This is a genomic window from Kitasatospora sp. GP30, assembly GCF_029892145.1.
Taxonomy (GTDB): Bacteria; Actinomycetota; Actinomycetes; order Streptomycetales; family Streptomycetaceae; genus Kitasatospora; species Kitasatospora acidiphila.
In genome coordinates this window covers 21476-32609 of record NZ_JARZAH010000039.1, presented here as the reverse complement: position 1 = coordinate 32609, position 11134 = coordinate 21476, and the positions used below count along the sequence as shown (strand labels likewise).

Annotated in this window: 12 protein-coding genes; 2 read left to right on the top strand and 10 right to left on the bottom strand. The window is 73.8% G+C overall.

Going from position 1 to position 11134, the window contains the following annotated elements:
• Positions 1–26: 26 nt before the first annotated feature.
• Entirely contained in the window at positions 27–614 is a 588-nt protein-coding gene (locus P3T35_RS33455) for a hypothetical protein (protein ID WP_101382353.1), read from the top strand.
• Between the two features lie 29 nt (positions 615–643).
• Positions 644–1555 (top strand): hypothetical protein, encoded by a 912-nt coding sequence (locus tag P3T35_RS33450; protein ID WP_101382352.1) that lies wholly within the window; start codon positions 644–646, stop codon positions 1553–1555.
• A 7-nt stretch (positions 1556–1562) separates the two neighbouring features.
• Here the strand turns inward: P3T35_RS33450 and mutM are convergent, their stop codons facing one another.
• The 10 genes from mutM to P3T35_RS33400 all read right to left on the bottom strand — a co-directional run bounded on the left by mutM (position 1563) and on the right by P3T35_RS33400 (position 11133).
• Positions 1563–2420, bottom strand: a complete 858-nt coding sequence (gene mutM, locus P3T35_RS33445; RefSeq protein WP_101382351.1) for a bifunctional DNA-formamidopyrimidine glycosylase/DNA-(apurinic or apyrimidinic site) lyase — start codon at positions 2418–2420, stop codon at positions 1563–1565.
• Positions 2421–2436: 16 nt separating this feature from the next.
• The gene (rnc, locus tag P3T35_RS33440) at positions 2437–3210 is read right to left on the bottom strand and encodes a ribonuclease III (RefSeq protein ID WP_101382350.1); all 774 of its coding nucleotides are present in this window, start codon (positions 3208–3210) and stop codon (positions 2437–2439) included.
• A 20-nt stretch (positions 3211–3230) separates the two neighbouring features.
• Positions 3231–3404: a 50S ribosomal protein L32 gene (rpmF, locus tag P3T35_RS33435; RefSeq protein ID WP_101382349.1), complete on the bottom strand. Its 174-nt coding sequence runs from the start codon at positions 3402–3404 to the stop codon at positions 3231–3233.
• A gap of 2 nt (positions 3405–3406) precedes the next feature.
• Positions 3407–4039, bottom strand: coding sequence for a DUF177 domain-containing protein (locus tag P3T35_RS33430; protein WP_101382348.1), 633 nt, complete (start codon positions 4037–4039; stop codon positions 3407–3409).
• A gap of 178 nt (positions 4040–4217) precedes the next feature.
• A complete protein-coding gene (locus P3T35_RS33425) occupies positions 4218–5363 on the bottom strand; it encodes an ATP synthase F0 subunit B (protein WP_101382347.1) in 1146 nt (381 codons plus the stop codon).
• A 72-nt stretch (positions 5364–5435) separates the two neighbouring features.
• Positions 5436–5927 carry a pantetheine-phosphate adenylyltransferase gene (gene coaD, locus P3T35_RS33420; protein ID WP_101382346.1) on the bottom strand — a complete coding sequence of 164 codons (492 nt, stop codon included), beginning with the start codon at positions 5925–5927 and terminating at the stop codon, positions 5436–5438.
• A gap of 59 nt (positions 5928–5986) precedes the next feature.
• Positions 5987–6568, bottom strand: a complete 582-nt coding sequence (rsmD, locus tag P3T35_RS33415; RefSeq protein ID WP_280708980.1) for a 16S rRNA (guanine(966)-N(2))-methyltransferase RsmD — start codon at positions 6566–6568, stop codon at positions 5987–5989.
• Between the two features lie 53 nt (positions 6569–6621).
• A complete protein-coding gene (locus P3T35_RS33410) occupies positions 6622–7131 on the bottom strand; it encodes a hypothetical protein (protein WP_101382344.1) in 510 nt (169 codons plus the stop codon).
• 115 nt (positions 7132–7246) lie between these two features.
• Positions 7247–9469: an ATP-dependent DNA helicase RecG gene (gene recG, locus P3T35_RS33405; RefSeq protein WP_101382343.1), complete on the bottom strand. Its 2223-nt coding sequence runs from the start codon at positions 9467–9469 to the stop codon at positions 7247–7249.
• 41 nt (positions 9470–9510) lie between these two features.
• Positions 9511–11133: a DAK2 domain-containing protein gene (locus tag P3T35_RS33400; RefSeq protein WP_101382342.1), complete on the bottom strand. Its 1623-nt coding sequence runs from the start codon at positions 11131–11133 to the stop codon at positions 9511–9513.
• Between the last annotated feature and the right edge of the window lies 1 nt (position 11134).

Here is an 11134-nt window from a genome sequence, read left to right as displayed (position 1 = left end):
CCGCCCAAGGGACGAGGTCGGGAATCATGGCAGGGCAACGGGCTTCCTCGGTCACCGGTGACGCAGCAGCGCCCCGGCCCCGCGGCCGGACCCGGGGGCGGGCCGCGCTGCCCGGTCCGCGCCGGGCCGCGGACGGGGCGGGCGCCGGACGGGTCGGCGCCCGGGCCCGGGCGCGCGCCAAGTACCGCGCTCACTGCCGGGCCCGGCGGCTGACCTCCGGGCAGGTGCTGACCGTCTCGCTGGGCCTGCCGGTGGTCGGGGCGCTCGCCGACGAGCTGCGCGGCTCCGCGCCGGCCGGCATCTTCGGGGTGCTCACCGTGGCCGGCGCCACGGCCGGGGCCTGGCTGGCGACCCGGGCCGGCTGGTGGTGGGTGGTCAGCGCGATCGCGCCGGTGGTGCTGGCGACCACGGCCGGCGTCGAGCTGCTGGCCCAGGGTGAGCGCTACGGCGACGCCAAGGCGCTGGCCGCCGGGGCCGCCAGGTGGGCCGTGCAGGGGTTCCCGGTGATGATCACGGCGATGGCGGCGGCCGGGGCCGCGATCGGGCTGCGGGTGCTGTGCGAACGCCGCAGCCGCCCCAGGCGTGTTCTCGGGGCCGACGGCGACAGGGCATAGTGGGGATCGCACCCCCATCAGGAGTACTTGTGATCATCGGCTTGGTGACCGCCATCGCGGCCTCCACCTGCTACGGACTCGGCTCGGTACTGCAGGCCGTCGGCTCCCGCCGCTCGGCCCGCCAGGAGGCCGCCGAGCAGCCCGACCGGCAGCGCACCGAGCACGGCGGTCCGAGCCTCAACTCCACCGCCAAGGCCGTGGTCACCTGGGAGTTCCTGCTCGGCACGGTGCTGGACTCCGTCGGGTTCGCGCTCGCCGCGTTCGCCTCCCGGCTGCTGCCGCTCTTCCTCTCCCAGACCGTGATCAGCGCCAACCTGGTGATCACCGCGCTGGCCAGCGTCAAGATGCTCGGCCTGCGGCTGCGCCGGCCGGAGTGGGCGGCGATCGGCACGGTCTGCGGTGCGCTGGTGCTGCTGGCCATCGCCGCCGGCCCGGAGGGCCACACCCACACGCCGGTCAGCAGCCACTGGCTGCTGCTGCTGATCTCGGTGGTGCTGATCTCCGGCGGCACCCTGCTGGTGCGCCGACTGGGTGCGAGCGGCGCGGTGGTGGCCGGGCTGGTCTCCGGCCTGCTCTTCGGGGCGCTCGGCATCGGAGTGCGGGTGCTGGGCGGCATCAACCCGTTCGACCTCGGCACGCTGCTCAGCGACCCGGCACTGTACGCGATCATGGTCGGCGGCCTGGGCGGGATGTACCTGCACACGGTGGCGCTGCAGGTCGGCTCGGTGAACGGTGCGACCGCCGCCCTGGTGGTGGGCGAGACCGTGGTGCCCGGGGTGGTCGGGGTGGTCTGGCTGGGCGACGCGACCCGGGCCGGCCTGACCTGGCTGGGCCTGCTCGGCTTCGTGCTCGCGGTGGTCGGTGCGGTCGCGGTGGCCCACTACGGCGAGGGCGAGGGCGCGCTGGACCCGGAGGCCGGGGAGCCCGAACCCGCGCACTGACGGTGCGTCAGGAGGTGCGCTGGCGCGGCAGGCGCTGGCAGCGCGGGCAGAAGTAGCTGGAGCGGTTCATCCAGGCCGCCCGGCGGATCGGGGTGCCGCAGCGGTAGCAGGGCTCGCCCTCGCGCCCGTAGGCGTCCAGTGAGCGGGAGAAGTAGCCGCTCTCGCCGTTGACGTTGACGTAGAGGCTGTCGAAGCTGGTGCCGCCGACGGCCAGCGCGGCCGCCATCACGTCCCGGGCGTTGGCCAGCAGGGTGGCCGCCAGCGGACGGGTCAGGGTCTCGGTGGGGCGGTCGTAGTGCAGCTTGGAGCGCCACAGCGCCTCGTCGGCGTAGATGTTGCCGACGCCGCTGATCAGCGACTGGTCGAGCAGCGCCCGCTTCACGGTGCTGCGCTTGGCGCGCAGGGCGGTGAAGAACGCGGCGTCGTCGAAGAGCGGGTCCAGCGGGTCGCGGGCGATGTGCGCGAGCGCGGCGGGCAGGCCCTGCGCGTCCGTCTCGTCGACGGCCAGGTGCCCGAAGGTGCGCTGGTCCACGAAGCGCAGCTCGCGGCCGCCGTCGGTGAACCGCAGCCGGATCCGCAGATGGGTCTCGTCGGGGACGGCCGGGTCCTGCACCAGCAGCTGGCCGCTCATCCCGAGGTGCCCGAGCAGTGCCGAGCCTTCGTCGACCGGCAGCCACAGGTACTTGCCGCGCCGCTGGGCCGGGCCCAGGGTGCGGCCGGTCAGCCGGGCGGCGAAGTCCGGACCGCCGCCGGTCTGCCGGCGCACCGCGCGCGGGTGGCAGACCTCGACCCCGGCCACGGTGCGGCCGGAAACCCAGCTGTCCAGACCGCGCCGGACCACCTCGACCTCGGGGAGTTCGGGCATGACCGGCTCACCGCCCTCAGGCGGCGGGTGCGGACGGGTCGCCGTACTTGGCCTTGATGGCCCGCCAGGCGCTCTCGGCGGCCTTCTGCTCAGCCTCCTTCTTGGAGCGGCCGGTGCCGCTGCCGAAGGCCTCGCCGGCCACTCGGGCCGCGGCGTTGAAGGTCTTCTCGTGGTCCGGACCGGACTCCTCGACGACGTACTCCGGCACGCCGATGCCCACCTGGGCGGTCAGCTCCTGCAGGCTGGTCTTCCAGTCCAGGCCGGCGCCCAGCTGCGAGGACTCCGCGATCAGCGGGTCGAACAGCCGGTGCACGAACTCGGTCGCCGCGTCCAGACCCTGGTCCAGGTAGACGGCGCCGATGATCGCCTCGACGGTGTCCGCGAGGATCGAGGACTTGTCGCGTCCGCCGGTGCCCTCCTCGCCCTTGCCGAGCCGGATGAACGCACCGAGGTCCAGGCCTCGGCCGACCTCGGCCAGCGCGCGCGAATTGACCACCGCTGCGCGCAACTTGGCGAGCGTGCCCTCCGGGACATCCGGGTGGATGCGGTAGAGGGTGTCGGTCACCACCAGGCCCAGCACCGAGTCGCCCAGGAACTCCAGGCGCTCATTGGTGGGCAGACCGCCGTTCTCGTAGGCGAACGAGCGGTGTGTCAGGGCACGTACCAGAAGGGCGCGCTCAAGTGTGTACCCGAGGCGCCCTTCCAGGACGTCGTATGCCGTCGAAGCCGGCCCGCTGCCCTTGGCCCCGTTGCCGGGAGACGACTTGCGGGAGGAGTGAGCGTCCGACATCGATCGATGCACCCCGCCGATCAGACCGAGAGGACCTGGCGACGGTTGTACGTGCCGCAGCTCGGGCACGCGATGTGCGCAAGCTTCGGCTCGTGGCAGCGGTCGCACGCGACGAGCGCGGGGACGGCAGCCTTCCAGTTGCTACGGCGGTGGCGCGTGTTGCTGCGCGACATCTTCCGCTTCGGAACAGCCACGGCTACTTCTCCTGGTTCTCGGCGAGACCCTCACGGGTGTCGCTGTTCTCGTCACCCTCGTCGCCGTGGCCGGCGGAGAGTCCCTGCAGAGCCGCCCACCGGGGGTCGACGGCATCGTGGTGGTGGTCCGGGTCCTCGTTGAGCAGCGCCCCGCAAACGGAGCACAGGCCCAGGCAGTCTTCCCGGCACACCGGCTGCAGCGGCAGTGCGAGCACCACCGCGTCACGCAGCACCGGTTGCAGGTCGAAGAAATCGCCCTCCAACCGGTAAGTCTCATCCTCGTCCTCGTCGGACTCGTCGTCCTTGGAGGCCGCCCGGCCGCGCTCGTCGCTCTCCGGGTAGTAGTACAGCTCCTGGAACTCGACGTCGAGCTCGTCCTCGACCGGCTCCAGGCAGCGCACGCACTCGCCCGTCACATCGGCCTCGGCGGTGCCCGTGACGAGCACTCCCTCGACCACCGACTCCAGTCGCAGGTCCAGCGCGATCTCGCTGCCGACCGGGACGCCGATCACGTCCTCGATGCCGAAGCCCTCGGGCGCCGGAAGGGTGCGGGACACCTGGCGCATCGAGCCGGGGCGACGGCCGAGCTCATGCGTGTCGAACACGAGCGGGTCGCGATGGTCGAGGCGGTTCACGGTTCCTGACTTCCTGGCGGCGGGCGCATCCCTGCGGCGCGCGGTGGGGGCTGTGTGGTCCGGGTCACGCACGAGGGGTGCGCGGGCAGCCGAACGGGGCGGCGTTCAAGGGGCCGGAGTGGTCAGCGTACCCGAGGTCGGGCCCAGGCCCAACTTCGCACCCCTGGACGCCATCGGCTCAGCGGCCGCCGAGCTCGCGCAGCCTGGTCATGTCGATCATGCTGGTGTCGAAGAAGCTGGTCTCGTCCAGGGCCGGCTGCTGGGCGCCGCCCTGCTGGTAGCCCTGGTACTGCTGCGGCTGGTAGCCGGGCTGCGGGGGGACCTGGTAGCCGCCGGCCGGCTCCGGGTAGCCGGTGCCGTAGCCGGCCGCGTACGGGTCGGCGTGCTCGGGCTGCTGGTAGCCGTACTGGCCGTGCCCATAGGCCGCCGCGGCGGGGTCGTAGGCGCCGCCGTACGGATCCTGGTACTCCCCGCCCTGGTAGCCGGCCACGGCGGGCTGCTGGGCCGGATAGCCGCCCTGCTCGGCGCTCTGCGGCCACCCGCTCTCGGCGCCCTGCTGCCCCGGCCAGGCCGCGGCGGCCGGCTGCTGCTCCGGCTCGCGGTACCAGGGCCGCTCCTCCTCGCCGTCCCCGGCGAAGCCGGCGGCCACCGCCTCGGCCCGGTCCTTCTGCTCCTGCGCCTCGTCGGCGAGGGCGAGGTAGGCGGCCAGCTCGTCGATCGGCTTCTTGCCGAGCAGCTTGTCGCGGCCCCGGCCGACCGCCTCCAGGGTGCCGCTGAGCACCGTCTGCAGGGTGGCCAGCTTGGCGTCGACGTACTCGTCGACCTCCGGGCTGGGGCTGGTGTGCGGCTGGAACTCCTCGCCGTCCTCGGCCTCGTAGCCGCCCGCGCCGCGCAGCTTGTCGCGGCCGCGGCCGACCGCGCCGAGCGTCTTGGTGAGCACCACCTCGAAGTTGGCCAGCTTGGAGTCGACGTAGTCGTCGGCCTCCTGGCGCTTGACCGCGACCTCTTCGCGGGCCTCGGCCAGGATCGTGTCGGCCTCGGCCTGGGCCCGCCGGACCACCTCGGTGTCGGAGATCAGCGAGCCGCGCTCGGCGTGCGCGCCCTGGATGATCCGCTCGGCCTCCCCGCGGGCGTCGGCCACCATCTGCTCGTGGTCCGCCATCACGGACTGCGCCTGCGCGAGCTCGGCGGGCAGCCCCTCGCGCAGCTCGCGCAGCAGCGCGACCAGCTCGGCCCGGTTCACCACACAGGACGCCGACATGGGCATCGACCTGGCGCTCTCGACCACGCCGATGATCTCGTCGACTCTGTTCTGCACGTCCACGGGGCTTCCGTCTTTCCGTGAGTACCGCGGGGCGGGGATACCGACTGTACGTCAGAATCCCCGCCCCCCTCCTCACTGCGCGGCGGCCCGCTCGGCGATGCGGTCCACCAGGCGGCGGTGCACCGTGGGGGGGATCAGGTGGGAGACGTCCCGCCCGTAGCCGGCGACCTCCTTGACCAGGGTCGATGACAGGAAGCTGTAGGTCGGCGAGGTGGGCATGAAGAGGGTGTCCACGCCGGTCAGACCGCGGTTCATCTGCGCCATCTGCAGCTCGAAGTCGAAGTCGCTGACCGCGCGCAGGCCCCTGACGATGGCGGGGATGTCGCGCTCCAGGCAGAAGTCCACCAGCAGGCCCTGGTGCGACTCGGCCTTGACGTTGCCGTACGCCGCGCAGGTCTCCTCGATCATCTCGATCCGCTCCTCGACGCTGAACAGCCCCCGCTTGTTCGGGTTGATCAGCACCGCGACGTACACCTCGTCGTAGAGCTTGGAGGCCCGTTCGATGATGTCGAGGTGCCCGTTGGTGATCGGGTCGAAGGACCCCGGACAGACGGCGCGGCGCATTTCGGTGGTGTCCCTTTCGGCAGGTCGCTGGTCGCTGCGGAGCTCGGCGGGGGCGGGCCTCAGACGGCCTGTCCGTACCAGAGCGTGCCCTCGCCGTAGCGGCGGGAGCGGAGCGCGTCGAATCCCCCGGGCCAGGCGAACTCGCCGCCCCGGGTGCTGCGTTCCACGGTGACGAGTGCGTCGTCCGTGATCCAGCCCCCAGCCCGTAGTGTGATCAGCATCTCGCGCACCTCGGCGTCGGTCACCGCATACGGCGGGTCCAGGAAGACCAGGTCGAACGGGGTCTGCGGCGCCGGCCCTGCCACCACCCGCTCGGCCCGCTCGGCCCGCACCTCGGCGCCGGGCAGGCCGACCGTCTTCACATTGGCCCGGACCACCCGGGCCGCCGCCGCGTCCGCCTCCACCAGCAGCACCTGCGCGGCGCCCCGGGAGAGCGCCTCCAGGCCGACCGCGCCGGAGCCGGCGTACAGGTCGAGCAGCCGGGCCCCGGCCAGGGTGCCGCGCAGCGCCTCCAGGGTGGAGAACATCGCCTCACGGGCCTTGTCGGAGGTCGGCCGGGTGCCCCGGCCGGGCGGGACGGCCAGCCGGCGGCCGCCGGCCGCCCCGGCGATGACGCGGGTCATACCCATCCTTCGTGCGATCGGTCTCGGGTACGACCACGCTATACGGGGCGACCGGCGGCCCGGGCGACGGGTTACTCCTGCGGGGTTGCGCCGAGCAGGGCCGGCGAGGCGTACCGCGACCAGGACAGGCAGCCGTCCGGGGGGCAGTACTCGGGGCGGCGCGGGTCGTGGCCGAGCTCGCGCAGCTTGGTGCGGACGGAGTCGGGCGTGCGGCCGAACCGGGCGGCGATCCGGGCGATGGTCTCGCCCTCGTGGAACCGCCGGGTCAGCTCCTCCTCGTGCTGCGGCACCCAGGGGGCGCCGTGGCCGGGGTAGAGCTCGCGCAGCACATCGCGGTCGGGGATCGGCTCGGAGACGTCGGCCACGATCGCCAGCGCGCGCAGCGCCCGGTTGAGCGCGATCCGCAGGTTGGCGACGTCCTCCACCGGGAGGCGCAGCCGACCGCTGGCCAGCGGGGCGGCCGCGGCCCCCTCGCGCCAGCCGGTCAGGGTGAGGGTGACCTCGCGGTCGTCGTCGCTGGCCAGTTCGACCCGGAACACCTTGTCGCCCAGCGGAAGCTCGTTGAGATGACGGAATGCCATGTGAGAACCCCCAAGTGTCGTGCCAGGAACGCATGTTGGCTGCGTCCTGAACACCTTCATTCTCCCTCGGGGCACTGACAATCCGGCCTGCCAGGGCCTGCCGCGAAGGGCCCGGTCAGCCCTTCTCCAGATAGGCCGCGCGGTCCTCGTCCAGCAGCCCGGCCAGCTCGGCGCGCAGCTCCTGATGGTCCGTCAACTCCGGGTCGGCGGCGATCAGTCGGGCCGCCTCCTCACGGGCCGCGGCGATCACGTCCTCGTCGTCCAGCACCGAGAGCACCTTGAGCGAGGAGCGCACGCCGGACTGGGCCTGGCCCAGTACATCGCCCTCGCGGCGCTGCTCCAGGTCGATCCGGGAGAGCTCGAAGCCGTCCAGGGTGCCGGCCACCGCGTCCAGCCGGGCCCGCGCGGCGGAGCCGGCCGGCATCTCGCTGACCAGCAGGCACAGGCCCGGCGCGCTGCCCCGGCCCACCCGGCCGCGCAGCTGGTGCAGCTGGGAGACCCCGAACCGGTCGGCGTCCATGATCACCATCGCGGTGGAGTTCGGCACGTTGACACCCACCTCGATCACCGTGGTGGCGACCAGCACATCGACCTGGCCGGCCGCGAACCGGCGCATCACGTCGTCCTTCTGCTCCGGGGCGAGGCGGCCGTGCAGGATCTCCAGCCGCAGCCCGGCCAGCGGGCCCTTGGCCAGCATCTCGGCGGTCTCCACCACCGACAGCGGCGGGCGCCGCTCGTCACTGCCCGCGCCGGCGTCCTCGCCCGTCAGCTCCTCCAGGTCCTCGGGGGCCTTGCGCTTCTTCTTCGCCGTCTTGGGGTCGTCCTCCTCGTCGCCGATCCGCGGGCAGACCACATAGGCCTGGTGGCCCTTGGCCACCTCCTCGCGGACCCGCTCCCAGGCCCGGGTGAGGAAGTTGGGCTTCTCCAGGGCCGGCACCACATGGCTGGAGATCGGCGAACGGCCCGCCGGCAGCTGGTCCAGCACCGAGGTCTCCAGATCGCCGAAGACCGTCATCGCGACCGTGCGCGGGATCGGGGTGGCGGTCATCACCAGCAGGTGCGGCGGCTGGCCGCCCTTGGCGCGCAGCGCGTCCCGCTGCTCCACGCCGAACCGGTGCTGCTCGTCCACCACCACCAGGCCGAGGTCCTGGAACTGCACCTTGTCCTCGATCAGGGCATGGGTGCCGATGGTGATCCCGGCATTGCCGCAGGCCATGTCGGAGAGCATCTTGCGGCGGGCCGGCATGCCCATCGAGCCGGTCAGCAGCGCCACCTTGGTGCCGATCTCGGAGCCGCCGATCATCCCGCCCTCGGCCAACTCCCCCATCATCTCCACGATCGAGCGGTGGTGCTGCTGGGCCAGCACCTCGGTGGGCGCCAGCAGCACCGCCTGCCCGCCGGCGTCCACCACGGCGAGCATCGCGCGCAGCGCCACCAGCGTCTTCCCCGAACCGACCTCGCCCTGCAGCAGCCGGTGCATCGGGTGCTCGGTGGCCAGGTCGGCGAAGATCTCCCGGCCGACCGCCTGCTGGCCCGCGGTCAGGGTGAACGGCAGCTTGGCGTCGAAGGCCTCCAGCAGGCCGCCGGTGCGCACCGGGCGGGGCTTGGCCGGCAGCGCGCCGGCGGCGGCGCGGCGCTGGGCCAGCGCGATCTGCAGCACGAAGGCCTCGTCCCACCGCAGCCGGTCCTTGGCCCGCTCCAACTCGGCCCGGCTGCGCGGGCGGTGGATCAGCTCCAGGGCCTCGGGCAGCCCGATCAGCGCGCGGTCGGCGCGCAGTTCGGCGGGCAGCGGTTCGCCCACGTCGTCGAGCCGGGTGTCCAGGGCCAGTTCGACCGCCTTGGCCAGCTTCCAGCTGGGCAGTTGGGCGCTGGCCGGGTAGACCGGGATCAGCCGGCCGGCGAACTGCTTCGCCGTGCCGGAGTCCGCCTCCTCGTCGAGCAGCTGGTAGTCCGGCGAGGCCAGCTGCCTGGTCCGGTTGAACAGCCCGACCTTGCCCGCGAACAGGCCCTGGGCGCCCGGCCGCAACTCCTTCTGCCGCCAGCCCTGGTTGAAGAAGACCAGGGTGAGCTTGCTGCGCCCGTCGGTGACGATCACCTCAAGGCGGTCGCCCTTGCGACCGCGGAACGGGATCAGCGTCACCTTCTCGATCCGGGCCAGCACGGTGACGTGCTCGTCCACCTGGAGGTCGTCCAGGCTGGTCAGCTCGCCGCGCTCGGCGTACCGGCGCGGGTAGTGGTGCAGCAGGTCGCCGACCGTGCGCAGCTTGAGGCCGTCGGCGAGCACCTTCGCGGTGCGGTCGCCGACCAGCTTGGTCAGGGGTTCGTCGAGAGCGGCCATCACGCCCTATGGAACACCACGGAACGGACAGCCGGGCGGCACTACTCGACCCCGATGAGCAGCGGCGCGCACTCCGGGCCGCCCTCGAAGACCGACACGTCGACCTCCGGGCGCTGCCGCCGGGCGTGCGCCACCAGCCGGTCGGCCAGCCCCTGCGGGGCGCCGTCGCCGAGCACCAGGGTGACCAGCTCGCCGCCGGCCGCCAGCATCCGGCTCAGCACCTCGGCGCCGGTCCCGGCGATCCCGGTACCGATCACCGCGACGTCCCCGTCGATCAGGCCGAGCACGTCGCCGGCCTGGCAGACCCCGGCCATCGTCCAGGACTGCCCCTCGGCGATCGCCAGCTCGGCGTAGCGGGTGGCGCCGGCCGCGGAGGTCATCGCCACCACGTCCTCGTCGAACCGGCGGCCGGCCTCGTGCACCGCGAGCGCGGCCAGGCCCTGCACCGGCGAGCGGGTCGGCAGCACCGCGATCCGCAGGCCCTCCTCCCGCAGCTGGTCGGCGGCGGCGCCGGCGCCGGCCCGCAGCTCCGGGTCGTTGAGCAGCAGGATCACCTCACGGGCGGCGCAGCGGCGGACCGCCTCGACCAGCTCGCTGCTGGACGGCGGGGCGTCCGGGTCGGCGGGCAGCACCGCGGCGCCGGCCGAGCGGCACAGCTCGGCCAGGCCGGCCCCGGTCACCACGCTGAGCACCGCGCGCTCGGCGGCGGGCTCGGCGGCCGCCCCGCCGCGGGCCCCGGCGCGGGCCGCGGCCTCCGCGAAGTGGGTGATCCGGATCCGGTGCGGGCGGCCCGCCTCGATGCCCGCCTCCACCGCAGCGCCGGCGTCGTCCACATGGACGTGCACGTTCCACAGCCCGTCGCCGCCGCCGACCACCAGCGAGTCGCCGAGCTCGGCCAGCCGGGCCCGCAGCCGGGGCAGCGTCTGGTCCGGCGCGTCCAGCAGGTAGATCACCTCGAAGGCGGGGTGGCCGGGCAGCCGCTCGGGCTCGCCACACGGCGCATGAGTGGGCGGCAGGTCCTCGCCGAGCGCCACCGGGCCCATCGGCTGCTGGCCGGCCACCGCGTCGGCCAGCGCGCCCAGCACCGCCACCAGGCCCCGGCCGCCGGCGTCCACCACCCCGGCCCGGGCCAGCACCGAGAGCTGCTCGGGGGTGCGCAGCAGGGCGTCGCGGGCGCTGCGGTGGGCGGCGCCGGCCACCTCGGCCAGCGGGCCCCGGGTGCGGGCGGCGTCCTGGGCGGCCTGGCCTGCAACGGTCAGCAGGGTGCCCTCGACCGGCTCGGAGACCGCCTGGTAGGCGGCCTCGGCACCGCGGACCAGGGCGTCGCGCAGCGCCTGCGGGCCGCCGCCGTCCGCCGCCAGCACCTCGGCCACCCCGCGCAGCAGCTGGGCCATGATCACCCCGGAGTTGCCCCGGGCGCCGATCAGCGCGCCGTCGGCCATCGCCCGCGCCGCCTGGTCCAGTGCGGGGGCCGCGGCACCGTCGAAGCAGTGCTCCACGGCGGCGGTGGCGGACTCCACGGTCAGGTAGAGGTTGGTCCCGGTGTCCCCGTCCGGCACCGGGTACACGTTGAGCGCGTCGATCTCCTCCCGGGCCTGGCCGAGGGCGGAGAGCGCGAGGCGGCACCAGGTGCGGACGGCGGGGGCGTCGAGCGTGTCCAGCACC

Excerpts from the sequence above, each read along its gene's own strand:
- rnc (WP_101382350.1), bottom strand. The coding sequence starts at position 3,210 with ATGTCGGACGCTCACTCCTCCCGCAAGTCGTCTCCCGGCAACGGGGCC.
- P3T35_RS33410 (WP_101382344.1), bottom strand. The coding sequence starts at position 7,131 with ATGGCATTCCGTCATCTCAACGAGCTTCCGCTGGGCGACAAGGTGTTC.
- coaD (WP_101382346.1), bottom strand. The coding sequence starts at position 5,927 with ATGCGCCGCGCCGTCTGTCCGGGGTCCTTCGACCCGATCACCAACGGG.
- P3T35_RS33455 (WP_101382353.1), top strand. The coding sequence starts at position 27 with ATGGCAGGGCAACGGGCTTCCTCGGTCACCGGTGACGCAGCAGCGCCC.
- recG (WP_101382343.1), bottom strand. The coding sequence starts at position 9,469 with ATGGCCGCTCTCGACGAACCCCTGACCAAGCTGGTCGGCGACCGCACC.
- mutM (WP_101382351.1), bottom strand. The coding sequence starts at position 2,420 with ATGCCCGAACTCCCCGAGGTCGAGGTGGTCCGGCGCGGTCTGGACAGC.